At 71.3% G+C, this 23,647-nt stretch carries 23 protein-coding genes and 5 tRNA genes; 20 read left to right on the top strand and 8 right to left on the bottom strand.

Going from position 1 to position 23,647, the window contains the following annotated elements:
* The first annotated feature begins 774 nt into the window (after positions 1-774).
* The 9 genes from M8J73_RS29560 to M8J73_RS29520 all read left to right on the top strand — a co-directional run bounded on the left by M8J73_RS29560 (position 775) and on the right by M8J73_RS29520 (position 4,897).
* The gene (locus M8J73_RS29560; RefSeq protein ID WP_055541725.1) at positions 775-954 is read left to right on the top strand and encodes a hypothetical protein; all 180 of its coding nucleotides are present in this window, start codon (positions 775-777) and stop codon (positions 952-954) included.
* A gap of 240 nt (positions 955-1,194) precedes the next feature.
* Positions 1,195-1,989 carry a fumarylacetoacetate hydrolase family protein gene (locus tag M8J73_RS29555; protein ID WP_055541726.1) on the top strand — a complete coding sequence of 265 codons (795 nt, stop codon included), beginning with the start codon at positions 1,195-1,197 and terminating at the stop codon, positions 1,987-1,989.
* The gene (gene gltX / locus M8J73_RS29550; protein ID WP_055541727.1) at positions 1,982-3,457 is read left to right on the top strand and encodes a glutamate--tRNA ligase; all 1,476 of its coding nucleotides are present in this window, start codon (positions 1,982-1,984) and stop codon (positions 3,455-3,457) included. The genes M8J73_RS29555 and gltX overlap by 8 nt, the downstream gene beginning before the upstream one ends.
* Before the next feature lie 93 nt (positions 3,458-3,550).
* Complete coding sequence (locus M8J73_RS29545; RefSeq protein WP_055541728.1) at positions 3,551-4,279, top strand: HAD family hydrolase; 729 nt, start codon at positions 3,551-3,553, stop codon at positions 4,277-4,279.
* A gap of 90 nt (positions 4,280-4,369) precedes the next feature.
* Positions 4,370-4,441 (top strand) — tRNA-Gln (locus M8J73_RS29540).
* Positions 4,442-4,480: 39 nt separating this feature from the next.
* Positions 4,481-4,553, top strand: a tRNA-Glu gene (locus M8J73_RS29535).
* 62 nt (positions 4,554-4,615) lie between these two features.
* Positions 4,616-4,688: transfer RNA gene (locus tag M8J73_RS29530), tRNA-Glu, on the top strand.
* Positions 4,689-4,708: 20 nt separating this feature from the next.
* Positions 4,709-4,780, top strand: a tRNA-Gln gene (locus M8J73_RS29525).
* A 44-nt stretch (positions 4,781-4,824) separates the two neighbouring features.
* Positions 4,825-4,897, top strand: a tRNA-Glu gene (locus M8J73_RS29520).
* A gap of 100 nt (positions 4,898-4,997) precedes the next feature.
* Here M8J73_RS29520 and M8J73_RS29515 read toward each other — a convergent pair.
* A complete protein-coding gene (locus M8J73_RS29515; RefSeq protein ID WP_055541729.1) occupies positions 4,998-5,642 on the bottom strand; it encodes a MerR family transcriptional regulator in 645 nt (214 codons plus the stop codon).
* Positions 5,643-5,723: 81 nt separating this feature from the next.
* Between M8J73_RS29515 and M8J73_RS29510 the strand changes: the two genes are divergently transcribed.
* Positions 5,724-6,230, top strand: a complete 507-nt coding sequence (locus M8J73_RS29510; RefSeq protein WP_055541730.1) for a DUF4188 domain-containing protein — start codon at positions 5,724-5,726, stop codon at positions 6,228-6,230.
* A gap of 118 nt (positions 6,231-6,348) precedes the next feature.
* On the opposite strand, the gene ndgR is transcribed toward M8J73_RS29510, so the two are convergent.
* On the bottom strand, positions 6,349-7,065 hold the full coding sequence (gene ndgR, locus M8J73_RS29505) for an IclR family transcriptional regulator NdgR (RefSeq protein WP_009320373.1): 717 nt from the start codon (positions 7,063-7,065) through the stop codon (positions 6,349-6,351).
* A 198-nt stretch (positions 7,066-7,263) separates the two neighbouring features.
* Here ndgR and leuC point away from each other — a divergent pair, with 198 nt between their 5' ends.
* The 4 genes from leuC (at position 7,264) to M8J73_RS29485 (ending at position 10,590) form a co-directional block, all read left to right on the top strand.
* Positions 7,264-8,688, top strand: a complete 1,425-nt coding sequence (gene leuC, locus M8J73_RS29500; protein WP_055541731.1) for a 3-isopropylmalate dehydratase large subunit — start codon at positions 7,264-7,266, stop codon at positions 8,686-8,688.
* 5 nt (positions 8,689-8,693) lie between these two features.
* Entirely contained in the window at positions 8,694-9,287 is a 594-nt protein-coding gene (leuD, locus tag M8J73_RS29495; protein WP_055541732.1) for a 3-isopropylmalate dehydratase small subunit, read from the top strand.
* A gap of 287 nt (positions 9,288-9,574) precedes the next feature.
* The gene (locus M8J73_RS29490) at positions 9,575-9,805 is read left to right on the top strand and encodes an SCO5555 family protein (protein ID WP_055512544.1); all 231 of its coding nucleotides are present in this window, start codon (positions 9,575-9,577) and stop codon (positions 9,803-9,805) included.
* 137 nt (positions 9,806-9,942) lie between these two features.
* Positions 9,943-10,590, top strand: a complete 648-nt coding sequence (locus M8J73_RS29485; RefSeq protein WP_055541733.1) for an HU family DNA-binding protein — start codon at positions 9,943-9,945, stop codon at positions 10,588-10,590.
* 139 nt (positions 10,591-10,729) lie between these two features.
* On the opposite strand, the gene M8J73_RS29480 is transcribed toward M8J73_RS29485, so the two are convergent.
* Together M8J73_RS29480 and cofC are read right to left on the bottom strand one after the other, a co-directional pair.
* Positions 10,730-10,933 carry a hypothetical protein gene (locus tag M8J73_RS29480; RefSeq protein ID WP_055512549.1) on the bottom strand — a complete coding sequence of 68 codons (204 nt, stop codon included), beginning with the start codon at positions 10,931-10,933 and terminating at the stop codon, positions 10,730-10,732.
* Between the two features lie 9 nt (positions 10,934-10,942).
* Complete coding sequence (gene cofC, locus M8J73_RS29475) at positions 10,943-11,605, bottom strand: 2-phospho-L-lactate guanylyltransferase (RefSeq protein WP_249829285.1); 663 nt, start codon at positions 11,603-11,605, stop codon at positions 10,943-10,945.
* Between the two features lie 170 nt (positions 11,606-11,775).
* Here cofC and M8J73_RS29470 point away from each other — a divergent pair, with 170 nt between their 5' ends.
* From M8J73_RS29470 to M8J73_RS29460, 3 genes are read left to right on the top strand one after another with little or no spacing between them, the layout of a single operon-like run.
* Positions 11,776-12,588, top strand: coding sequence for a lysophospholipid acyltransferase family protein (locus M8J73_RS29470; RefSeq protein WP_055541928.1), 813 nt, complete (start codon positions 11,776-11,778; stop codon positions 12,586-12,588).
* The gene (locus tag M8J73_RS29465) at positions 12,585-13,595 is read left to right on the top strand and encodes an NAD(P)H-dependent glycerol-3-phosphate dehydrogenase (protein WP_055541929.1); all 1,011 of its coding nucleotides are present in this window, start codon (positions 12,585-12,587) and stop codon (positions 13,593-13,595) included. The genes M8J73_RS29470 and M8J73_RS29465 overlap by 4 nt, the downstream gene beginning before the upstream one ends.
* Positions 13,596-13,654: 59 nt before the next feature.
* Positions 13,655-14,812, top strand: coding sequence for a D-alanine--D-alanine ligase family protein (locus M8J73_RS29460; RefSeq protein WP_055541930.1), 1,158 nt, complete (start codon positions 13,655-13,657; stop codon positions 14,810-14,812).
* Here M8J73_RS29460 and M8J73_RS45590 read toward each other — a convergent pair.
* Both M8J73_RS45590 and M8J73_RS29450 read right to left on the bottom strand, forming a co-directional pair.
* Complete coding sequence (locus tag M8J73_RS45590; protein WP_372504036.1) at positions 14,700-15,155, bottom strand: DUF3515 family protein; 456 nt, start codon at positions 15,153-15,155, stop codon at positions 14,700-14,702. The two genes, M8J73_RS29460 and M8J73_RS45590, sit on opposite strands and share 113 nt — an antisense overlap.
* A 22-nt stretch (positions 15,156-15,177) precedes the next feature.
* Positions 15,178-15,411, bottom strand: coding sequence for an Lrp/AsnC family transcriptional regulator (locus M8J73_RS29450; RefSeq protein ID WP_055512560.1), 234 nt, complete (start codon positions 15,409-15,411; stop codon positions 15,178-15,180).
* 218 nt (positions 15,412-15,629) lie between these two features.
* Between M8J73_RS29450 and M8J73_RS29445 the strand changes: the two genes are divergently transcribed.
* A complete protein-coding gene (locus M8J73_RS29445) occupies positions 15,630-16,595 on the top strand; it encodes a thiamine-phosphate kinase (protein ID WP_055541931.1) in 966 nt (321 codons plus the stop codon).
* The gene (thiD, locus tag M8J73_RS29440; RefSeq protein ID WP_055541932.1) at positions 16,592-17,410 is read left to right on the top strand and encodes a bifunctional hydroxymethylpyrimidine kinase/phosphomethylpyrimidine kinase; all 819 of its coding nucleotides are present in this window, start codon (positions 16,592-16,594) and stop codon (positions 17,408-17,410) included. The genes M8J73_RS29445 and thiD overlap by 4 nt, the downstream gene beginning before the upstream one ends.
* Positions 17,411-17,657: 247 nt before the next feature.
* Here the strand turns inward: thiD and rpmB are convergent, their stop codons facing one another.
* Positions 17,658-17,843, bottom strand: coding sequence for a 50S ribosomal protein L28 (gene rpmB / locus M8J73_RS29435; protein WP_003993230.1), 186 nt, complete (start codon positions 17,841-17,843; stop codon positions 17,658-17,660).
* Positions 17,844-18,141: 298 nt separating this feature from the next.
* On the opposite strand from rpmB, the gene M8J73_RS29430 reads away from it, so the two are divergent.
* Positions 18,142-19,914, top strand: coding sequence for a DAK2 domain-containing protein (locus tag M8J73_RS29430; protein ID WP_055541933.1), 1,773 nt, complete (start codon positions 18,142-18,144; stop codon positions 19,912-19,914).
* A 749-nt stretch (positions 19,915-20,663) separates the two neighbouring features.
* On the opposite strand, the gene M8J73_RS29425 is transcribed toward M8J73_RS29430, so the two are convergent.
* Positions 20,664-23,642, bottom strand: a complete 2,979-nt coding sequence (locus tag M8J73_RS29425) for a tetratricopeptide repeat protein (protein ID WP_249829286.1) — start codon at positions 23,640-23,642, stop codon at positions 20,664-20,666.
* Positions 23,643-23,647 lie beyond the last annotated feature (5 nt).

Genomic DNA, 23,647 nt, shown 5'->3' with positions numbered 1-23,647 from the left:
TGCCGGGCGCGGGAGGAGTGGACGCGCCGGTGCGCCCGGAGCGCTCACCGCCGTCGCCGATCTCCGCCGGACCCGGGTTCTGGGCGTGCTGGGGGGAGGAACCGTTACCGGTTCCGTTGTGTGGCTCCGGCTCCGCCGAAGCGCTGCCATCCCTCTTGAAACGTCCCTGCACTAGCGTCGCAACCTCTGGACCAGGCGCCCCACCGAATGAACGGTGGGACGGTGTCGGCGTCTTGGGGGCGCCCTGAATTACGTCCCCTGTTTGTGGTCGTGAGTGACCGGCGCTGGCTCCCCCTTCCGCCGCCGCCCGGCGCTGCTTTGCGCCCCTGCGCGCCGGCACATCCTGCGGCGGTCCGTGGAATTCCAGCACAGTGCCGGATCTGCAACAAGGCCAACGGATAACGGTCTGTTCACAGTGACGGCCCGTGAGGGGTGAGTCACCGGATGTGGAGGCTGATTCGCAGCAAAGCGGGCAAACTCCCGCGATACGGGGGTGCACCGGGGGTGTCCCAGTCGCCATGATCAGGAGCGGAATGCCTGATTCAGTTGGCTGATGTCCGGTTTGTCCAAGTGGGTGGAGAATCCGGATTGTCCGATTTGACCATGAGTAGGTGAGCAAACTCACACAGTGATCATGTCTTCTTCACGCCCTGGCCCGGGAATCGGATGTTTAGCCTGACGCTTTACAGGGATGGCGAATCCGACAACCCGCGCTTGTGGGGCGGCCCTCGCGGCCCGGCCCGGCGCCCGCTCACGACGAGGTCTTGGACAACAGTGAAGACGACGATGATGTTCCGCACGATAGCCAACCCCCGGCGCACCACGCTGGCCCACCTCGCCGACGCCGAGGACCTGCGCACGCCGGAGCAGGAACACTCCGTCGACCTCCCCTCCCAGACCGCGAACCCCCGTCGGACGGTCCTGATGAAGGTTCCCGCCCAGTCCGCTGAGTAGTTGCACGCTCAAGTACGCACGGAATCCGCCATGTGCTCAAGACGGACCCCGTGAACCGCGTGAAAGAGGAAGACCGCTCCGTCAGGTACGCGGACAAAGGGCGCCCGGCATCACGACCAGGGCGCCCTTTGTCATGGGTACGGTCGACCGCGCCCGTTAATGCGCGAGGCGGGCCCCCCTTGCCGCGTTAGCCTGGAGCGTCAGACTCCAGCCAGCTCAGTTAAGGGGCACGAGGATCCCGTGCGCATCGCCAGGTTCTCCATCGACGGGAACGTAGCCTTCGGAGCGGTCGAGGGCGACAAGCCGGACGAGCTCGTCCTCGACATCATCAAGGGCATCCCGTTCACGGACTTCGAGCTCTCCGGCACCAAGGTCCCGCTGGCCCCGCTCGATGCGAAGTCACGGGTCAGGCTGCTGCCGCCGGTGCTCCCCAACAAGGTCGTGGCCTTCGGCCGCAACTACGCCGAGCACGCCCGGGAACTCGGCAACGAGGTCCCCGACGCCCCGTTCGCCTTCTTCAAGCCGGCCACCTCGGTGATCGGCCCCGGCGACGAGATCCAGTACCCGTCCTTCTCGCAGGAGCTCCACCACGAGGCCGAGCTCGCCGTGGTCATCGGCCGGATGTGCCGCGAGGTCCCGCGCGAACGCGTCAAGGACGTGATCTTCGGCTACACCTGCGCCAACGACATCACCGCCCGTGACGTCCAGCGGCGCGAGAAGCAGTGGGCCCGGGCCAAGGGCTTCGACACGTCCTGCCCGCTCGGCCCCTGGGTCGAGACCGAACTGGACCCCTCGGACCTGACCATCCAGCTCACGGTCAACGGCGGTCAGCGCCAGCTCGGCCGCACGAGCGAGATGATCCACTCCATCGAGGACCTGATCGTCAACATCACCGAGGCCATGACGCTGCTCCCGGGCGACGTCATCCTCACGGGCACCCCGGCAGGGGTCGGCCCCCTCAACGTCGGCGACGAGGTCGCCGTCACCATCGAAGGCATCGGCACTCTCACCAACAAGGTGATCAAGCGTGGCTAACGGCTCCGTCCGCGTACGTTTCTGTCCGTCCCCGACCGGCAACCCCCATGTGGGTCTGGTCCGCACGGCCCTCTTCAACTGGGCGTACGCCCGCCACACCGGCGGCACGTTCGTCTTCCGCATCGAGGACACCGACGCGGCCCGCGACTCCGAGGAGTCCTACGAGCAGCTCCTGGACTCGCTGCGCTGGCTGGGCTTCACCTGGGACGAGGGCCCCGAGGTCGGCGGCCCGCACGCGCCGTACCGCCAGTCGCAGCGCATGGAGACGTACACGGAGATCGCCAAGAAGCTCCAGGACGCCGGTCACGCGTACTACTGCTACTGCACCGCCTCCGAGCTGGAGGAGCGCCGTGACGCCGCCCGCGCCGCGGGCCGGCCCTCCGGCTACGACGGCAAGTGCCGCGAGGTCACGCCCGAGCAGAAGGCCCAGTACGAGGCGGAGGGCCGTGAGCCGATCGTCCGCTTCCGGATGCCCGACGAGACGATCACCTTCACCGACCTGGTCCGCGGCGAGCTGACCTTCACCCCGGAGAACGTCCCGGACTACGGCATCGTCCGCGCGAACGGCGCCCCGCTGTACACGCTGGTCAACCCGGTCGACGACGCCCTCATGGAGATCACCCACGTCCTGCGCGGCGAGGACCTGCTCTCCTCGACGCCGCGTCAGATCGCGCTCTACAAGGCGCTGATCGACCTGGGCGTCGCCAAGGAGATCCCGTCCTTCGGCCACCTCCCCTACGTGATGGGCGAGGGCAACAAGAAGCTCTCCAAGCGCGACCCGCAGTCCAGCCTGAACCTCTACCGGGAGCGCGGCTTCCTCCCCGAGGGCCTGCTGAACTACCTCTCCCTCCTCGGCTGGTCGCTCTCCGCGGACAAGGACATCTTCACGATCGAGGAGATGGTCGCCGCTTTCGACGTCGCCGACGTCAACCCCAACCCGGCCCGCTTCGACCTGAAGAAGGCCGAGGCGATCAACGCGGACCACATCCGCATGCTGAGCGTGACGGACTTCACCGAGCGCTGCGCCCCCTGGCTGAAGGCCCCCTTCGCCCCCTGGGCCCCGGAGGACTTCGACGAGGCCAAGTGGCAGGCCGTCGCCCCGCACGCGCAGACCCGGCTGAAGGTCCTCTCGGAGATCACCGACAACGTCGACTTCCTGTTCCTGCCGGAGCCGGTCGAGGACGAGGCGTCCTGGGCGAAGGCGATGAAGGAGGGCTCCGACGCGCTGCTGCGCACCGCGAAGGAGAAGCTGGAGTCCGCCGACTGGACCTCGGCCGAGTCCCTCAAGGAGGCCGTCCTGGCCGCCGGCGAGGCCCACGGCCTCAAGCTCGGCAAGGCCCAGGCCCCCGTCCGCGTGGCCGTCACCGGCCGCACGGTCGGCCTTCCCCTCTTCGAGTCCCTGGAGATCCTGGGCAAGGAGAAGACCCTGGCCCGCATCGACGCGGCCCTGGCCAAGCTGGCCGCGTAACGCCCGTACGCGAGGGGCGGCACCCGGAGTTCCCGGTGCCGCCCCTTCGTCATCCGCCGGACAGGACGGCCGGCCTCGGGCTACCGTCGGACCATGAACATCAAGGCCGTGGTCTGGGACGTCGACGACACTCTCTTCGACTACACCACGGCCGACCGCGCCGGGATGCGGGCGCATCTGGCCGCCGAGGAGCTGCGCCGCTACGGCTCCGTCGAGGAGGCCCTCGACCGCTGGCGCGAACTCACGAGCCTGCACTGGCGGCGGTACGCGGCGGGTGAGGGCGACTGGGAGGCCACCCGGCGCGACCGGGTGCGCGACTTCCACGGCCGACCGCTGACCGACGCCGAGGCCGACGCCTGGTTCGAGCGCTACATCGTCCACTACGAGCGGGCGTGGGCGCTCTTCCCGGACGTCCTGCCCGTCCTGGACGCGCTCGCCACGACCCACCGGCACGCGGTGCTCTCCAACTCCAGCCTCCCCGTGCAGGAGCGCAAGCTGCGCGCCCTCGGGGTGTGGGACCGCTTCGAGACGGTCCTGTGCGCCGAGCAGCTGGGCGTCCACAAGCCGGCCGCCGAGGCCTTCCACGCCGCGTGCGAGTTCCTCGACCTGCAGCCGGGCGAGGTCGCGTACGTCGGCGACCACCCGGAGATCGACGGACAGGGCGCCGCCGAGGCGGGCCTGCTGTCGGTCTGGATCGATCGCGGCGGCCTCTACGCGACCATCGACCCGCCGGTCGGACCGCACCGCATCGCCACCCTCGCCGAACTCCCCGCGATCCTCGGCTCCGATACTCGTTTTGGAGCGCCGTCCACCTTCGGGTAATGTTCTTTCTGCGCCGCCGGGGAGCGGGCCGAAAGGCCGGAACCGGAAGCGCAAACTAGAACAAGATCCCCCCAGGGGCTTGCGTTCCAGTGGCCTATGGTGTAATTGGCAGCACGACTGATTCTGGTTCAGTTAGTCTTGGTTCGAGTCCAGGTAGGCCAGCTCGCAGAGCTTATCTGCGCCAGCGGATCACATCCGCAAGCCCCCGTTGTGTAGCGGCCTAGCACGCTGCCCTCTCAAGGCAGTAGCGCCGGTTCGAATCCGGTCGGGGGTACAGATCCTTCCCGCGAGGAGAGTTCGGGTCGCACCCGCTCACCTCGATGCAGGATCGCTAGGGCCCCCGTTGTGTAGCGGCCTAGCACGCCGCCCTCTCAAGGCGGTAGCGCCGGTTCGAATCCGGTCGGGGGTACTGACTGGTCTAAACCACATTGGTCTATGGTGTAATTGGCAGCACGACTGATTCTGGTTCAGTTAGTCTTGGTTCGAGTCCAGGTAGACCAGCTCGGACCTGCGGCGGTGCAGTACTCAACGCCTGCAGGATCCACGCCCCCGTTGTGTAGCGGCCTAGCACGCCGCCCTCTCAAGGCGGTAGCGCCGGTTCGAATCCGGTCGGGGGTACATCACAGAAGGCCCTTCGCTTCAGCGGAGGGCCTTCGTCGTGCGCGCCTCCGGAGCGGTGAGGCCGGCAGGACGTGCCCTCCGCCCGCCGGTGCCCCGCTCACTCGAGGCCGTACCGTCGAGCCGACTCCTCCTCCTGCGCCAGCCGGTGCAGCGCCCGCAGCACCGGCTCGAACAGCACCGCCGACGACACCGCCGACTCGACCATCTCCGTGTCCGACTCGTACGTCTCCATCCGGTCCAGGTCCCGTGCCGCCGCCTGACGCATCAACTCGGCGTACGGGGCCATGGTTTCGGCGTCGCACGGATACCCCAGCCGGATCTGCGTGGCCACCAGCGCCACCAGGGAACGGTGCACGGGGGAGAGCGCCCCGATCTCCCGCGCCGCCTCCCAGCCCAGCGTCCGCAGCAACCGTTCCACCTCCGCCGCCGCGGCGGCCGTCGCCGGGTCCTCCTCGTCCGGGTCGGGGGCCTGGGGGAGCGCCCACAGTGCCGCGCCGAGGCGGATGGTGCGGCCCAGCGACTCGTCGTCCACGTGCTTGAGCACCTCCCTGGCACTCGCCACCGGCACCCGCCCCACCTGGATCAACGCCCGCACCAGCCGCAGCCGGCGCAGATGCGTCTCGTCGTAGTCCGCCGTCGTCGCGTTCAGCTGGCGGCCCGGCGCCAACAGCCCTTCGCGCAGGTAGTACTTGATCGTCGCGGTGGACACCCCGCTGCGTGCGCTCAACTCCGACAACCGCATCTCTCTTGCGCCCCTCCTTGGGAAGTGTCACTATCCAAGCATGAGCGGTCGGATAGTGCCGCTCGCCAATAAGGGGGAGTCATGTCGGGAAAGACGGTCGTCGCCGGACGGACCACCGCTGCCGCCGAGGGCGATGTGGTGGTCCTGCTCATCGGCGTGCGCATCAACCACTTCTGGGCCGTCCACCACTGGATACCGGTGCTGACCGCGATGCCCCGGATGCTGCGCGAGCTGCGCAGGGACCCGAGTCGGGGGCTGCTGAACGCCGTCCTGCTCACGGCCTCGCCGTGGACGTACTACGTCGTCCAGTACTGGGAGTCCAAGGAGAAGCTCTACGGCTATGCACACGCGCCCGACGCGTTCCACCGCGTGGCGTGGGCGGCGATGAACCGCAGGGAGCGCAAAGGGAAGGGCCGCGGACACGTGGGGCTCTGGCACGAGACGTACGTGGTGCCGGAGGGGTCGTACGAGTCGATCTACGCGGACATGCCGGCCTTCGGTCTCGCGGCGGCCACGGGGGTGCTGCCGGTCGAGAAGCGGGGCCGGTCCGCCAAGGAGCGGTTCGCCCACCGGCGGGTGGATGCCTGACGAGGGGCGCACCGCGGTCGCCCGCCCATGAGGACCGGTCCACCGGTCGACCGCACGAGAAAAGGCCTGCCGCGGCGTTGAGGCAGGCCTTTTTCGTGGTCGTACGGCAGGGGGAGGGTCAGCCCGAGCGGCGCAGGGCTTCGGAGAGGCGGGCCGCGGCGTCGATCACCGCTTGGGCGTGCATACGGCCCGGGTGGCGGGTCAGGCGCTCGATCGGCCCGGAGACCGAGACCGCGGCGACCACGCGGTTGGAGGGGCCGCGGACCGGTGCCGAGACCGAGGCCACGCCCGGCTCGCGCTCGCCGATCGACTGGGCCCAGCCGCGGCGGCGCACCCCGGACAGGGCGGTCGCGGTGAAGCGGGCGCCCTGGAGGCCGCGGTGGAGGCGCTCGGGCTCCTCCCAGGCCATGAGGATCTGCGCGGAGGAGCCGGCCTTCATCGTGAGCGTCGAACCGACCGGCACCGTGTCCCGCAGGCCGGACAGCCGCTCCGCCGCGGCGACGCAGATGCGCATGTCGCCCTGGCGGCGGTAGAGCTGGGCGCTCTCGCCCGTCACATCCCTGAGATGCGTGAGCACCGGGCCCGCGGTGGCGAGGAGACGGTCCTCACCGGCGGCCGCGGCCAGCTCCGCCAGCCTCGGGCCGAGGATGAAACGGCCCTGCATGTCCCGTGCCACCATGCGGTGGTGTTCCAGAGCCACGGCCAGGCGGTGGGCCGTGGGCCGTGCGAGTCCGGTGGCCCCGACCAGACCCGCGAGGGTGGCCGGACCGGACTCCAGAGCGCTCAGGACCAGGGCCGCCTTGTCCAGAACGCCGACGCCGCTACTGTTGTCCATGCAACGATACTCGCGTCTCACTCTGTGAAACGCAAGTTCAATTTCACGTGGACCTTGCCACTCTGGAAGCAGAACAACAGCGGCTCGCGGACCGACGAGCCCGGCGGCAGGCGTGTGCGACGAGGGGATGCGCACCCGCTCGCCACCTCCGAGATCTAGTTGGGTCGACGTGCTGACGCGTCGACCGGAGGGAAAGCGATGGGTAGGACACTCGCGGAGAAGGTCTGGGACGACCACGTCGTCCGGCGCGCCGAGGGCGAGCCCGACCTCCTCTTCATCGACTTGCACCTGCTGCACGAGGTGACCAGCCCCCAGGCCTTCGACGGTCTCCGCAAGAGCGGGCGGAAGGTCCGCCGGCTCGACCTGACCATCGCGACCGAGGACCACAACACCCCCACCCTCGACATCGACAAGCCCATCGCGGACCCCGTCTCCCGCGTCCAGCTGGAGACGCTGCGGAACAACGCCGCCGAGTTCGGTGTGCGGCTGCACCCGCTGGGCGACGTGGAGCAGGGTGTCGTCCACGTCGTGGGCCCGCAGCTGGGTCTGACCCAGCCCGGCATGACCGTGGTCTGCGGTGACTCGCACACCTCCACGCACGGCGCCTTCGGCGGTCTGGCGTTCGGCATCGGCACCTCCCAGGTGGAGCATGTGCTGGCCACCCAGACGCTGCCCATGGCCCGCCCGAAGACCATGGCCATCACCGTCGACGGCGAGCTGCCCGACGGCGTCACCGCCAAGGACCTGATCCTCGCGATCATCGCCAGGATCGGCACGGGCGGCGGCCAGGGCTACGTCCTGGAGTACCGCGGCTCCGCCATCGAGAAGCTCTCGATGGAGGCCCGCATGACCATCTGCAACATGTCGATCGAGGCCGGTGCCCGCGCGGGCATGATCGCTCCCGACCAGACCACGTTCGACTACCTGGAGGGCCGTCCGCACGCCCCCAAGGGTGAGGACTGGGACGCGGCCGTCGCGTACTGGAAGACCCTGAGGACGGACGACGACGCCGAATTCGACGCCGAGGTCGTGATCGACGCCGCCGAGCTGTCGCCGTTCGTCACCTGGGGCACCAACCCCGGCCAGGGTGCGCCGCTTTCGGCGGACGTCCCCGATCCGGCTTCGTACGAAGACGCTTCGGAGCGCCTGGCCGCCGAAAAGGCCCTGGAGTACATGGGGTTGGAGGCCGGACAGCCGCTGCGCTCCATCAAGGTGGACACCGTCTTCGTAGGTTCCTGCACCAACGGCCGCATCGAGGACCTGCGCGCCGCCGCCGAGCTGGTCAAGGGCCGCAAAGTCGCCGACGGCGTACGGATGCTGGTCGTCCCTGGCTCGGCGCGGGTCGGTCTCCAGGCCGTCTCCGAGGGCCTCGACGTGGTCTTCAAGGAGGCCGGCGCCGAGTGGCGGCACGCGGGCTGCTCCATGTGCCTGGGCATGAACCCGGACCAGCTGGCCCCCGGTGAGCGCTCCGCGTCCACCTCCAACCGCAACTTCGAGGGCCGGCAGGGCAAGGGCGGCCGTACGCACCTGGTCTCGCCGCAGGTCGCCGCCGCGACCGCCGTGCTGGGCCACCTGGCCTCGCCCGCCGACCTGTCCGACGCCCCCGCGCCCGCTGGAGTCTGAGAGTCATGGAAGCATTCACCAAGCACACCGGCCGGGCCGTCCCGCTGCGCCGCAGCAACGTCGACACCGACCAGATCATCCCCGCGCACTGGCTCAAGAAGGTGACCAGGGACGGCTTCGAGGACGGGCTGTTCGAGGCCTGGCGCAAGGACGAGACCTTCATCCTCAACCAGCCCGAGCGTGAGGGCGCCACGGTCCTGGTCGCCGGCCCCGACTTCGGCACCGGCTCCTCCCGTGAGCACGCGGTGTGGGCGCTGCAGAACTACGGCTTCAAGGCCGTGATCTCCTCCCGCTTCGCCGATATCTTCCGCGGCAACTCACTCAAGAACGGCCTGCTCACGGTCGTGCTGGAGCAGAAGATCGTGGACTCTCTGTGGGAGCTCACCGAGAAGGACCCCCAGGCCGAGGTGACGGTCGACCTGGAGAGCCGGGAGGTGCGTGCCGAGGGCATCACCGCCTCCTTCGAGCTGGACGAGAACTCCCGCTGGCGGCTGCTGAACGGGCTGGACGACATCTCCATCACCCTCCAGAACGAGGCCGACATCGCCGCGTACGAGGCCAAGCGGCCGTCGTACAAGCCGCGGACGCTGCCGGTCTGATCCGCCCCGCGGACCGCCCCCCGGGGAGGCCCGCGCAAGACGGATTCCAGCCACCGCCACACCCCTCTGTACCCCCAATCGTGCACGGTTGGGGGTACAGCCATGTTTGGAGTATCGCACCTTGGAAGTGTGGTGCAGAAAGGTTTCAACTCCCCTAGTTACAAAGGCGATTACCGGGGTACGCGCATCATCGTGCGGCATTGGATGGGGGTGCTCGACAGGCCCCCGGGAGACGGCAGTTGCCCCCTGGGCAGGCGACAACTCGCCCCAGATGGCACAATCTGTGCATGGAACACGACGGCCAACTCGAGCTCTATGCGGCGGTCGCGGGCCAACTCAAGGAAGCGCACGCAAGGGTGCGCGCACTGCAAGTCCCGGAGGGCGTACGGATGGCGCTGACCCGGAAGCTGCTGGTCATTACGGCCGTGGCCAAGCACGATCTCGCCGACGCGGCAAGGCGTCTGGAGAGCTTCACGGTGGACCTCGACGAGGGGCGAATGCCCACCGGGGAACGCTGAAGCAACTCCGTGACAGCCGAGTTCGTTGCGGCACAAGGGTGATAAGCCCGTTTCGTGTTTGATTTGCGGTATATATCTGCCTAACGTGCGAAAAGCTTGAACACTTTCGTTCTGGCGATGTCTCCGAAGGGGAAGACGTGAACAAGGCGCAGCTCGTAGAAGCGATTGCGGACAAGCTCGGTGGCCGTCAGCAGGCCGCCGACGCGGTCGACGCCGTCCTGGACGCCATCGTCCGGGCGACGGTCGCGGGTGAGAGGGTCTCGGTCACCGGCTTCGGTTCGTTCGAGAAGGTCGAGCGTCCCGCCCGTTACGCCCGCAACCCGCAGACGGGTGAGCGGGTTCGGGTGAAGAAGACCTCGGTGCCCCGCTTCCGCGCAGGTCAGGGCTTCAAGGACCTGGTGAGCGGCTCCAAGAAGCTGCCCCGCGGCGGCGAGGTCTCCGTCAAGAAGGCGCCCAAGGGCAGCCTGAGCGGTGGCGCCTCGGCGACGGTCAAGAAGGCGGCCGCGAAGAAGACGACCGCGAAGAAGGCCACCACGGCCCGTAAGACCACGCCCGCCAAGAAGACCACGGCGGCGGCGAAGAAGACGACGGCCAAGAAGACCACCGCGAAGAAGACGACGGCGACGAAGTCGACCGCGGCGAAGAAGACCACGGCCGCGAAGTCGACCGCGGCGAAGAAGACCACCGCGGCGAAGGCCCCGGCCAAGAAGGCCACCGCGAAGAAGGCCCCGGCCAAGAAGTCGTCGGCTCGAAAGACCACGGCCAAGAAGACTGCCGCCCGTTAGCAGGGAGGCGCTGGATACTCACACGCGCCGGGCCGGGCTCCCCGTCGGAGCCCGGCCCGCGGCGTTCTCGGGGTAAGGGTTCGTTGAGAACTCCCGGTTCCCCGCTCCCTTTGGGCGAAGCCTCTGAACCCGCCCCGCCTCAGAAGGTCTGCAACGTGATCAACGTGACGCGGAGGGCGTCGCCCGTGCCCTCCGTCTCGATGCGGACGCGCTGGCCGGGGCGGAGGAGGCGCAGGCCCCCCGCGTCGAAGGCCGGGGCGTCGAAGGGCACGGGGGTGCCGTCGTCCAGGAGGACCTGGCCCGAGCGGGTGGCAGCGTCGTAGGTGTACGCGGTGGCCTGCATGGACGCAGCCTACTGGCCGGGTATCAGCAGGCGCGCGGCCGCGGCGGCCGTACGGGGGCCCACGCCGAGACAGAGGGCGGCCCGCAGGTCGTCCCCGGTGTCGACGTCCTGGCGTACCGAGTCGACGTCGTCGAGGACGAGTTCCACGGCGCCGGAGCGGCGGTGGCCGAGCCGGGAGCCGGGGCCGAACACCGGGCGCAGCGCCCGGCCGGGAGCGGCGGCGAGCAGTGTGGTCCCGGTGCCGGCGGCGTCCGCGAGGAACGCCCGCGGGAACGCGGCGGCGGCGCCCAGGACGCGGGCGAGTTCGTCCGGGCGCAGCGCCGGCAGATCGGCGTTCAGCGTGGCCACCGGGGCGCCCGGCCGGGCGGCGCGCGCGAGGGCCGCCGCGTGCCGCAGCGCCGCGTTCAGACCGTCCGCCGGGTCGGCCGCCGGATCGGCCGCGGGATCGTCGGGGACGATCCGGGCGCCGAGCGCCGCCAGTTCCCGCCCGGCCAGCGGATCGTTGGTGACGACCACCACATCGTGCACCGCCGCACAGGCCAGCGCCGCGGCCACCGTGTCCTGCGCGAAGGCGAGGGCCAGGCCGGGGCGCACGCCGTCGTCGGCGGTGTCCGAGAGCCTGCTCTTGGCCCGCGCCAAGGGTTTCAGGGGTACGGCCAGGGTCCACTGCACGGGTGTTCCGTCCCTCTCTTGTCGCCGCCATTGTCACCTGGGGGCAATGGAAGTCCGCAGGGTGGGGCGTACGGTGTTCTCGACAGACCGGCGGTCCGGGGCGACACTTGTGCGGCTCCCCGGGCGAGGAGCCCCCTGGCCCCCCTGGCCCCCTAGAGGAAGGTGTCCGAGTGTCCCGCCGCAGAATCGGCTTCTGGTACCGCTTCGCCGCGGTCCTGTGCAAACCGCCGCTGGTGATTCTGATCAAGCGGGACTGGCGCGGAATGGAGAACATTCCAGCCGACGGCGGATTTATCACCGCGGTGAACCACAATTCGCATGTGGACCCCTTCGCGTACGCGCACTTTCAGTACAACAGCGGCCGCGTTCCGCGATTCCTCGCGAAGAGCGGTCTTTTCAAGAAGGGATTCGTGGGCGCCGCGATGCGCGGCACCGGACAGATCCCCGTCTACCGCGAGACCACGGACGCGCTGAGCGCCTTCCGCGCCGCGATCGACGCCGTGGAGCGCGGCGAGTGCGTCGCCTTCTACCCGGAGGGCACCATCACCCGGGACCCCGACCAGTGGCCCATGACCGGCAAGACCGGCGCCGCGCGGGTAGCCCTCCAGACCAAGTGCCCGGTGATCCCCGTGGCGCAGTGGGGCGCCAACGAGCTGCTGCCGCCCTACGCCAAGAAGCCCCACCTCCTGCCGCGCAAGACGCACCACGTGCTCGCGGGCCCGCCCGTCGACCTCTCCCGCTTCTACGACAAGGAGATGACCCCCGACCTGCTGAAGGACGCCACGGAGGTCATCATGGCCGCCATCACCCGCCAGCTGGAGGAGATCCGCGGCGAGAAGGCGCCCGAGACGCCCTACGACCCGAAGCGGGAGCGCATCGAGCAGCGGCGCCGGACCGCGGCGGCGGTCGAGCACCAGCGGCCCGGTCAGCACAATGGAGCCCTGCGGGAACAGGAACCACAGGAAGAGGGGCAGGGCAAGTGAGCAAGCCGGTCAAGGCGGCCGTGTTCAGCGCCGGTTCATGGGGCACGGCCTTCGGCATGGTGCTCGCCGACGCGGGGTGCGAGGTCACGCTGTGGGCGCGCCGCCCGGAGGTCGCGGACGCCATCAACTCCACCCGGACCAACGTGGACTATCTGCCGGGCCTGGAGCTCCCGCGGAACGTGCGCGCCACCACGGACCCGGCCGAGGCCGCCGCCGGCGCCGACTTCACCGTGCTGTCCGTCCCCTCCCAGACGTTGCGCGCCAACCTCGCCGAATGGGTGCCGCTGCTGGCGCCCGACACCGTCCTCGTCTCGCTCATGAAGGGCGTCGAACTCGGTTCCGCCATGCGGATGAGCGAGGTCATCGAGGACGTCGCCAAGGTCGGGCAGGACCGGATCGCCGTCGTCACCGGCCCCAATCTGGCACGGGAGATCGCTTCCCGCATGCCGGCCGCCTCCGTGGTCGCCTGCACCGACGAGGCCGTCGCGCAGCGGCTCCAGGCCGCCTGCCACACCCCGTACTTCCGTCCGTACACCAACACCGACGTCGTCGGCTGCGAACTGGGCGGTGCCGTCAAGAACGTCATCGGCCTCGCCGTCGGCATCGCGGACGGCATGGGCCTCGGCGACAACGCCAAGGGGTCGCTGATCACCCGCGGCCTCGCCGAGACCACCCGACTGGGCCTGGCCATGGGCGCCGATCCGCTGACCTTCTCCGGGCTCGCGGGCCTCGGCGACCTGGTGGCGACCTGCTCCTCGCCGCTCTCCCGCAACCACACCTTCGGCACCAACCTCGGCAAGGGCATGACCCTCCAGGAGACCATCGCGGTCACCAAGCAGACCGCGGAGGGCGTCAAGTCCTGTGAGTCCGTGGCCGACTTGGCGCGCCGGCACGGCGTCGACATGCCCATCACGGAGACGGTCGTCGACATCGTGCACGAGGGCAAGCCGCCCGTGGTCGCCCTCAAGGAGCTGATGTCGCGCTCCGCCAAGTCGGAGCGACGCTGAGCGATACCGGCCCTGCGGGCGCTGACGGCCGCACTACCAACGGGTACTCTCATCGCGATATGAGCACCGAGAACCTCCCCCAGAGCCCTGAGCAGCCGTCCCGCAAGCCGCGCGTGGCCGTCGTCTTCGGCGGCCGCAGCTCGGAACACGGGATCTCCGTGGTCACGGCCGGCGCTGTCCTGCGTGCCATCGACCGGACGAAGTACGACGTCCTGCCGATCGGCATCACCCGGGACGGCCGTTGGGCGCTCACCGCCGACGAGCCGGAGCGCATGGCGATCACCGACCGCCGCACGCCGACCGTCGAGGAACTCGCCGAGTCCCAGGAGGGCGGCGTGGTGCTCCCCGTCGACCCGGCCAACCGCGAGGTCGTCTACAGCGAGCCCGGTTCGGTGCCCAAGGCGCTCGGCGAGGTCGACGTCGTCTTCCCCGTCCTGCACGGCCCGTACGGCGAGGACGGCACCCTCCAGGGGCTGCTGGAGCTGTCCGGCGTCCCGTACGTCGGCTCGGGCGTCCTCGCCTCGGCCGTCGGCCAGGACAAGGAGTACATGAAGCGGGTGTTCACCTCCTTCGGGCTGCGGGTCGGCCCGTACGTGGTGATCCGGCCGCGCGAGTGGCAGCTCGACGAGTCCGCCGCCCGCAAGAAGATCGTCGACTTCGCCGGTGAGCACGGCTGGCCGCTCTTCGTGAAGCCGGCCCGCGCGGGCTCCTCGATCGGTATCACCAAGGTCGACGACCTGGCCGGCCTGGACGAGGCGATCGCGGAGGCCCAGAGCCACGACCCGAAGATCCTCGTCGAGGCCGCGCTGCGGGGCCGCGAGATCGAGTGCGGCGTCCTGGAGTTCGAGGACGGCCCCCGCGCCTCCGTGCCCGCCGAGATCCCGCCGCCCGAGACCCACGCGTACTACGACTTCGAGGCCAAGTACATCGACTCGACGCCGGGTATCGTCCCGGCGCCGCTGACGGAGGAGGAGACCGCCGAGGTCCGGCGCCTCGCCGTCGACGCCTTCGAGGCCGCCTCCTGCGAGGGCCTGGTCCGCGCGGACTTCTTCCTCACGGAGGACGGCCACTTCGTCATCAACGAGATCAACACGCTCCCCGGATTCACGCCGATCTCGATGTACCCGGCGATGTGGCAGGCGAGCGGCATCGCGTACCCGGAGCTGGTGGACCGCCTGATCCAGGCGGCACTGCGCAGGCCGACCGGCCTTCGCTGACGCACACGGCACCCCCAAGGGGGCGATCCCCCAGGGGGTCGCCCCCTTGATCGCGGGTACGCGTCCAGGGCGGCCGGTGAACACCGCGGCGCAGTATGATCGCCGGGCTGCCCCGGCCCGCCGTCAGCGGCGGGGCGGGCTCGGGGTCCCGGCGGCCGAGACCGTCCACCTTCCGCGGCGACGCCCCGTCCAGGTTCCGGCACAGCTTCGTGACGGTCGCGTCCGTTCCGGGAACCGCCGTTGATCCGCCGTCGTCTGCTGAGGAGCAGCCCGCGACGGCGATCAACGAAACGACCGGGACGGGCAGCCCGAGACAACGGAGCGCCGGTGCCGCGAGGAGCACACCGGCCGAGGGCAGACGGGGGCTACAGGTGCACGACCGGGCAGGTCAGCGTGCGGGTGATGCCGTCCACTTGCTGGACTTTGGCGACCACCAGCCGACCGAGATCATCCACGGTGTCGGCCTGGGCGCGGACGATGACGTCATAGGGACCCGTCACGTCCTCGGCCTGGATGACCCCAGGGATCTTGCTGATCGTGTCGGCGACGGTCGACGCTTTGCCGACCTCCGTCTGGATCAGGATGTACGCCTGTACCACGGAACCTCCAGGGCGGCCACGAGGATCATGTGGGGAAAAGGAACGCCACGGTATCGCGTAGTCGCGCGTCGCGGGGAGACCCGCACATGCCGCGCCGCGCACACCGGGGCGCGGGGGGCGCGGAAGTTGACGGTCGATTCGACCGTACCGAGGGCGAGGACCGCTCGCGACCGGGCGCGAGTGACACTGGAAGCGGCACAAGAAGGGGCGATACGACGATGAAGGGCACCGTGGGAGAGCTGGGGGAGTTCGGGCTCATCAGGGAGCTCACCTCCCGGCTCACCACCACCCCGGCGGTCCGGGTCGGCCCCGGCGACGACGCCGCTGTGGTGGCCGCGCCGGACCGCCGGGTCGTGGCGAGCACCGACCTCCTGCTGGAGGGGCGGCACTTTCGCCGCGACTGGTCCACGGCGTACGACGTCGGGCGCAAGGCGGCCGCCCAGAACCTCGCGGACATCGCCGCCATGGGCGCCGTGCCCACCGCGCTGCTCCTCGGCCTGGTCGCGCCGGTCGACCTCCCGGTGACCTGGGCGACCGAGCTGATGGACGGCCTGCGCGACGAATGCCAGGTCGCCGGGGCGGCCGTCGTGGGCGGGGACGTCGTCCGCGGCGACACCATCATGATCTCCATCACCGCGCTCGGTGATCTCCGCAATCACGAGCCCGTGACCAGGGGCGGGGCGCAGCCCGGCGATGTCGTGGCCGTCACCGGCTGGCTCGGCTGGTCCGCCGCCGGGCACGCGGTCCTCTCCCGCGGCTTCCGCTCGCCGCGCGCCTTCGTGGAGGCCCACCGGCGCCCCGAGCCGCCGTACCACGCGGGTCCCGCCGCCGCCGACCTGGGCGCGACCGCGATGTGCGACGTGAGCGACGGGCTGATCGCGGACCTCGGGCATATCGCCGAGGCCAGCAGCTGCCGGATCGACATCCGCTCCGGCGCGATCGACATCCCGTCCCAGATGAACGACATCGGGCAGGCCGTCGGCGTCGACCCCATCCAGTGGGTGCTCACCGGCGGCGAGGACCACGCCATCGTGGCGACGTTCCCCCCGGACGTGAAGCTGCCGGCCCGCTGGAAGGTGATCGGCGAGGTCCTCAACCCGTCGGCGCTGCCGCAGGTCACCGTGGACGGGGCGCCCTGGACCAGCAAGGGCGGCTGGGACCACTTCGCGGACATAGAGTCGTGACCGGGTCACCGGGCGCGCCGCCCAGGGTGCTCACGGTCGCCGGCTCCGACTCCGGGGGCGGGGCCGGTATCCAGGCCGATCTCAAGACCATGCTGGCGCTCGGTGTGCACGGCATGAGCGTCGTCACGGCGGTCACCGCGCAGAACTCCCTCGGCGTGCAGGGCGCTTGGGAGCTGCCGGTGGAGGCCGTCCGCGCCCAGTACCGCAGTGTCGTCGACGACATCGGCGTCGAGGCCGTCAAGACCGGCATGCTCGCCTCCGCCGAACTCGTCGATGCTGTCGCCGAGTTGCTCGCCGCCACGGACGCGCCCGTGGTCGTCGACCCGGTCGGCGTCTCCAAGCACGGCGATCCGCTGCTCGCCGCGACGGCCCTGGACTCCGTCCGGGAGCGGCTGCTGCCCACGGCGACCGTAGCCACCCCCAACCTCGACGAGGTCGCCCAACTCACCGGGGTGCGCGTCGAGTCGGAGGCCGGGATGCGTGAGGCCGCAAAGGCCGTGCTGGCGTACGGGCCACGGTGGGTGGTGATCAAGGGCGGGCACCTCTCGGGGGACGCCGTCGACCTGCTCACCGACGGCTCCGAGGAGCACTGGCTGCGGGCGCCGAGGTACGACAACCGGCACACGCACGGCACGGGCTGCACGCTGGCCTCCGCGATCGCCGCGCGTCTCGCGCAGGGGCTGACCGTGCCGGAGGCGGTGGCGGCGGCCAAGGAGTACGTCACCGGGGCGATCGCCGCCGGGTTCGCCCTCGGCGGCGGCATCGGGCCGCTGGATCACGGGTGGGCGCTCACGCGGGGTGGCCCGGTGGTCTGACGCCGGTGGCTAACCCTTCGGCGGGTCCGGGGGAGGGAGCTGGCATCGGCCGGGTCGCGAGCAGCTGATACGCCTGAGGACCGGCCACCTGCCGCTGGGGCGTGTACGCGAGAAGGACGGGCCACGGAGAAGGACGGGCCACGGGAGAAGGGCTGGTCACGCGGGTGGGCACGGCAAAAAGCCGGCCCACCGTCGGTGGACCGGCTCTGTGCAGCGAACCAGCAGGTGGCCGCGCGCTAGCTGAGCGTCAGCGCGAGACCTTGCCGGCCTTGATGCACGAGGTGCAAGCGTTCACGCGCTTCGGCGTCCCGCCCACCACGGTACGCACACGCTGGATGTTCGGGTTCCAGCGGCGGGACGTACGGCGGTGCGAGTGCGAGATGTTGTTGCCGAAGCCCGGCCCCTTGCCGCAGACGTCGCAGTTGGCAGCCACGGGTCACTCCAAAGACTTCAGATGCACTTACGGTTGATCCCGGCATGCCGGGATCATGATCCCGAGACCGGGATCCGAGTGGCGTTGCCAGGGGGAAGGCCCGGTCTGGATCGGTGATCTGGATCGGGCAACCGGAGCAGCATACAACGACTGCGTCCGTACAACGAAACTACCATGGCTGGTCGGGGCCTCGCCCCGGCCCTCTTACCGGCGGTCACGGCTGCGGGTCTACGCTGCGTGCGGCGTGCGGCGTTCCCCCGGCGCCCGTCCAGCAGCCAAGCAGCTCAAGGAGGCGCAGGTGCCGCAGGTGCCGCAGACATTCTTCGATGCTCTCGCGGTGCGCACCTGGTGCGGCCTCGCGCTGGCCGCCCTGGGGCGGGCCCGCGAGGAGATCGACGCGATCAACGTCTACCCGGTGGCCGACGGTGACACCGGGACCAACCTGTACCTGACGATGGAGTCGGCGGCGGCCGCCGTGGAGGCGGTGTTCGCGGGCCACGAGACGGGTGCGGCGCCCGGCTCGCCCGCCGCCGGACATCCCACGCTCGCCGAGGCCGCGCGGGCCATGGCGCACGGCGCGCTCATAGGCGCCCGGGGAAACTCCGGGACGATCCTCGCGCAGCTCCTGCGCGGGATGGCCCAGGTGCTCGCGGACGACAGTGAGGCCTCTCACACCGACGGCCAGGGGCTCCGTCTCGCTCTCCGCCACGCCGCCGACTCCGCACGGGAGGCCGTCGCGCACCCCGTGGAGGGCACCGTCCTCACGGTCGCCTCCGCGGCCGCCGACGCGGTGGTGGCAGCGGAGGGCGACTGCGGCAGGGTGGCCCGCGCCGCTTACGAGGGCGCCGGTACGGCCCTGCTGGCGACCCCCGGGCAACTGGCGGCGCTGGCCCGCGCGGGCGTCGTGGACGCGGGCGGACGCGGCCTGGTGGCGGTGCTGGCCGCGCTGGTGGAGACGTTCACGGGGGAGGCCCCGAGGGCGCACGCCTACGCCGCCCCCGTCGCTTCGCCCGACCTCCCGACCACGCACGCGCGCGTGGCGGGCATCGGCTCCGGCGACGAGGGCGTCGACGGTGCCGATGCCGTCCGTGACGCGGAGGGCGTCGGGCCGGAGGTGTGCGCCGACGACCGGCCCGGGGCCGGGGGGCCCGCCTTCGAGGTGATCTACCTCCTGGAGGCGGACGACGAGGCGGTGGCCCGGTTGCGCGGCAGGCTGGACGGGCTGGGCGACTCGCTCGTCGTGGTCGGCGGGGACGGCCTGTGGAACGTCCATGTGCACGTCGACGACGCGGGTGCGGCCGTGGAAGCGGGCGTCGAGGCCGGGCGGCCGTACCGGATCCGGATCACGCACTTCGGGGCCGAGGACGCGCACGTGGCCGGCGGGGCCGGGCGGCAGCCGCGTGAGCGGGCCCAACGCGCCGTCGTCGCCGTCGTGCCGGGGGAGGGCCTGGCGGGGCTGTACAGGGAGGCGGGCGCGACCACGGTGCTGGTCCGCCCCGGGGAGCCGCCCGCCAGCGGGGAGCTGGTGGAGGCCGTACGGCGGGCCCACGCGCGCGAGGTGGTGCTCCTGCCCAACGACGCGGATCTGCGCCACACGGCGGCCGCGGCGGCGGAACAGGCCCGCGCCGAGGGCGTACGGGTGGCGCTGATCCCGACCCGGTCGGCCGTCCAGGGCATCGCCGCCCTCGCGGTGCACGAGCCGGGCCGCCGCTTCGACGAGGACGTCGTCTCCATGACCTCCGCGGCGGGCGCCACGCGCTACGCCGAGGTCGTCATCGCCGAGCGCCAGTCCTGGACCATGGCCGGCATCTGCCAGGCCGGCGACGTCCTCGGCCTCATCGACGGGGACGTGGCCGTCATCGGCGACGACGTCACCGCGACCGCGACCAGGGTCGTCGACCGCATGCTCGCAGCCGGCGGCGAAATGGTCACCCTGGTCCTGGGCGACGAGGCTCCCACCGACATCGCCGACCACGTGGAAACCACACTCCGAGAGTCCCACCTGGGCGTGGACACGGTGGTCTACAGAGGCGGCCACCAGGGCACGCTCCTGCTGATCGGCGTGGAGTAGCGCGCCGGGGCCGCAGTCCGGGGACGGTCGTGCGGCTCTGGCGGGGCGTGGTCCGGGGATGGTCGTGCGGCTCTGGCGGGGCGTGGTCCGGGGATGGTCGTGCGGCTCTGGCGGGGCGTGGTCCGGGGATGGTCGTGCGGCTCTGGCGGGGCGTGGTCCGGGGATGGTCGTGCGGCTCTGGCGGGGCGTGGTCCGGGGATGGTCGTGCGGCTCTGGCGGGGCGTGGTCCGGGGATGGTCGTGCGGCTCTGGCGGGGCGTGGTCCGGGGACGGTCGTGCAGCTCTGGCGGGGCGTGGTCCAGGGACGGTCGAGTAGCTCCGATGGGCCGTAGCTCGGAGACGGTCGAGCGGCTCTGGCGGGGCGTGGTCCAGGGACGGTCGAGTAGCTCCGATGGGCCGTAGCTCGGAGACGATCGAGCGGCTCCGGCGGGGCCGTAGTCCAGGGACGGTCGAACAGCCACGCCGGAGCGCAGTGCGGGGTGGTCGCACAGCCACGGAGGGGCGCCGCCTCGGGGGACGGCGGGAACCGCTCGTCCCTCAGGGGCGCGGGGAACTGCGCGAGAAACCACAACGCACCCGCACCCGCCAGATCCACACGCACCCCCGAGCCATAAGGCGCCGACGCGGGGTCGAAGGGGCGGCAGCCCCTGGATGGGGGTCCCCCTGCTCGAGCGGAGCCGAGAGCTTGGGGGAGGGACGGGTAGGGGCGGCGGGGGAGACCCTCGAGGCCCGCCCCCACCCCGCTGAGCCTTATCCGCCCCCCAGCCCCTCCACCAGCCCCAGCATCCGCTCCGCCTCCGCGCGACGCACAACCGCCGTCTCACCCTCGTGACCACCGGCGCCGCCGTCCACGGAGCCACTGTCGCCGGCGCCGTCGAAGCCCCCGCCACCAGCATCGGCGTACGCGGCCAGCACACTCCGCGCCCGCCCCGCCGCGTCGGCCGCCCGCCGAAGGTCCGCCTCCAGCCACCCGGCCGCGAGTTCCGCACCGGTCCGCGCGTCGAGGAAGTCGGCCCCCAGGGACCCGTACACCCCCACCGCCCGCTCGACAAGCGTGAGCGCCTCCTCGAACACCGCCCGATACGCGTCGAGTTCGGCGTCCTCGGCGACAGACCGGGCAAGCAGGTCACCGAACTGCCGGTACGTCTCGCCGAGCTCCGCGTGGATCCGCCGCCGGTTCTCCTCACCGGTCACGTCCGACAGGGCCGCCTCACACCCGGCCACCGCGTCACCCATCAACTCCCGGGCGGCGGCCAGCCCCCCACCCTCCTGCGCCGCGTACCAGGCCCGCGCCCGCAGCGCCCGCACATACCCGTGGACGTTGCCGAGCTCTCCCCAGAGGGCGCCCGCGCGCTCGTACGCCCGGTCCGCCTCGGCGGGCAGCCCCGCACGGGCGAGGGCCTCCGCGGCGAGGTGCGCGAGCACGGCGTGGTCGCGCTGCTCGGGCCAGTGCCGGGTGATGTCGGCGGCCCGCAGCCACCGGTCGGCCGCCTCGCGGTGCTCGCCCATCTCGGTGTGGCAGTCGCCGAGCCACCACAGGGTCTGGGCGACGGCCCCGTCCCCGTGGATCTCGGCGGTCAGGTCCACCAGGGCCGACTCCAGCACCTCCGCGGCCTCCGCCCACCGCCCCTGCCGCAGCAGGAACCCGCCGAGCAGATGTCGGGCCCAGGAGCCGAGCGTCCGGCTCTCACCGGCCTCGTCGGCCCAGTGTGCCGCCTCCAGCGCGTGCGCGGCGCCGGGCTCGACCCGGTCGGCGGCACCGAGGAGCTCGGCCAGCTGGACGTGGAGCTGGGCGTGGCCCATCGGCTCCAGATCCGTACCGCCGTGCTCCAGCGCCGCGCGGGCCGCCTGCTCGGCCCGCTCCAGGTCCCCGAGCTGCTGCGCGAGTCCGGCCAGCCGCGCCTCGTACTGCACCGCGAACCAGGGCGCCCCGGCCGTCACATACCGCTCCGCGGCCTCCTCGAACAGCGCGGCGGCCGTTTCCGCGTCCCCGCCGCGCTCGGCCAGCTCCCCGAGCATGGCCCTCGCCTCCGCGGCCCGCGAGGCCAGCCGCACGTCCTGCTCGCGGTGCGGCTCGACGAACTCCGCGAGCTCCCGCACGGCGGCCTCGGCGGCGGGCACCGCGCTCTCGCCCGGGTCCGCCTCCTCCAGCCGCTGCATCAGTATCCGGGCCCGCCCCACCAGCACGGACGCCGTCTGCCGCAGCCCGGTGGCGCCGCCCGCGTGGAGCGCGAGGACCTTCTCGTACGGCTCGGACAGCAGCTCCAGCGCTTCCTCGGTGTGCCCGTTCAGAGCGTGGACCGTCGCTCCACGCGCGCGTGCCGCGAGCGCCTCCCCAGGGTCACCGGCCTCCTCGTACAGCTCGGCCGCGTGCTCGAACAGGGTGCGCCCCTCGGGCCCGAGGCCGATCGCCCGGTGGTCGACGATCTCCGCCCGGTCATGGGCGTTCAGTTCCGCGCCGTCCGCCTCGGCGGCTCGCGCGACCGCGGCCCACGCGCCCACGGAGTCCGGGTGCAGCGACTCGGAGAGCCGCCGCGCCTCGGCGAGGAGCGCGGGCAGGTCGTCCGGCGCCGGTGCCGCCTCGACGCGCTCCACGGCCAGGGGCTGCCGCGGCGCCGGCACCGTGCGCGTCGCCCGCACGCCCAGCGGCAGCCGGTCCACCAGCGGCGGCTGGTCCATGCGCTCCCGGACATGGGTGCTGACGTACGCCGTGCCGTTGCGCTCGTCGAACCGGGCGGCCAGCGACAGCGCCTCCACGCGCGCGTGCGAGGCGAGTTCGGCGGCGGTCCAGCTACGGCCGGCGGGACCCGGGACCGTCTGATCGGCGAGACCACGGCTGACCAGGCGGTCCATGAGGAGCGCCACCACGGCCGTGAAGTCCGCTTTGCTGCGCGGGTCCCCGGAGTCCGTGAAGTACGCCGGACGCTCGGCGAGCAGCTCAAGACCGCGCGCCTCGTTGCCGGTCAGGGCGCAGAACTCCACGTGGTCCGCGTACGCGCCCCGCATGCTCTCCATGGCCCGCACCAGCCGGAAACCGCGCAGATGGTGGGCGCGCGCCTCGTCCAGGCGGCCCAGCCGCAGCAGCGGCAGCAGGGAGGACGCCAGAACGGTGTGCGGCTCGTGGGCGCAGGTGTACTCGCCCTCCAGGACCGGCGCCCACAGCCGCAGCGCCTCGGCGTCCCGCCGCTGCCGCGCCTGCCACCAACCCTGGCCGTGCAGCTCGCACGCGTGGCAGTCGGCCATGCTGTCCCGGTCGGCCGCCAGCCACGCCTCGTACGCCCGCTCGGCCCGCGCCAGGTCACCGACGTGCGCGGCCACACTGAACTCGGCGCTGCGCACGGCCCGTTCCGAGTGCCCGGCGAGCCGGTAGCGGTGCTCCATCTCGCCGAGCCACTTCTCGATCGAGGCGAGCGGCACATGCGGCTGGTTGAGCATGCCGGCCGACATCCACTTGAACACCCAGTGCAGCGAGTGGACCTCGTACTCGTCGAAGTCCTCGGGCCGCTCGTCCCACATGCGCAGCAGACGCGCGAAGGGGACGAACATCTTGTCCTTCTCGGAGCTGTAGTTGTAGACCTTCAGCTGATGCCCGAGCGCCTCGATCACGGCGAGCGGGATGTTCAGCTTCTCGGCCTCGGCGAGCAGCCGCTCCGCGCGCGCGTTGCGTGCGGGGCCCTCCGGCTGCTCGTAGTTCTCCGCCATGGCCCGGCGCAGTTCGTCGAAGTCCATGACGT

Origin of the sequence: Streptomyces neyagawaensis, assembly GCF_023516595.1 — a bacterium.
Classification (GTDB): Bacteria; Actinomycetota; Actinomycetes; order Streptomycetales; family Streptomycetaceae; genus Streptomyces; species Streptomyces neyagawaensis.
This window is presented reverse-complemented; position numbering and strand designations above follow the sequence as displayed.

Excerpts from the sequence above, each read along its gene's own strand:
- M8J73_RS29545 (WP_055541728.1), top strand. The coding sequence starts at position 3,551 with ATGAACATCAAGGCCGTGGTCTGGGACGTCGACGACACTCTCTTCGAC.
- M8J73_RS29515 (WP_055541729.1), bottom strand. The coding sequence starts at position 5,642 with ATGCGGTTGTCGGAGTTGAGCGCACGCAGCGGGGTGTCCACCGCGACG.
- M8J73_RS29510 (WP_055541730.1), top strand. The coding sequence starts at position 5,724 with ATGTCGGGAAAGACGGTCGTCGCCGGACGGACCACCGCTGCCGCCGAG.
- ndgR (WP_009320373.1), bottom strand. The coding sequence starts at position 7,065 with ATGGACAACAGTAGCGGCGTCGGCGTTCTGGACAAGGCGGCCCTGGTC.
- leuC (WP_055541731.1), top strand. The coding sequence starts at position 7,264 with ATGGGTAGGACACTCGCGGAGAAGGTCTGGGACGACCACGTCGTCCGG.
- leuD (WP_055541732.1), top strand. The coding sequence starts at position 8,694 with ATGGAAGCATTCACCAAGCACACCGGCCGGGCCGTCCCGCTGCGCCGC.
- M8J73_RS29490 (WP_055512544.1), top strand. The coding sequence starts at position 9,575 with ATGGAACACGACGGCCAACTCGAGCTCTATGCGGCGGTCGCGGGCCAA.
- M8J73_RS29480 (WP_055512549.1), bottom strand. The coding sequence starts at position 10,933 with ATGCAGGCCACCGCGTACACCTACGACGCTGCCACCCGCTCGGGCCAG.
- M8J73_RS29460 (WP_055541930.1), top strand. The coding sequence starts at position 13,655 with ATGAGCACCGAGAACCTCCCCCAGAGCCCTGAGCAGCCGTCCCGCAAG.
- M8J73_RS29445 (WP_055541931.1), top strand. The coding sequence starts at position 15,630 with ATGAAGGGCACCGTGGGAGAGCTGGGGGAGTTCGGGCTCATCAGGGAG.
- M8J73_RS29425 (WP_249829286.1), bottom strand. The coding sequence starts at position 23,642 with ATGGACTTCGACGAACTGCGCCGGGCCATGGCGGAGAACTACGAGCAG.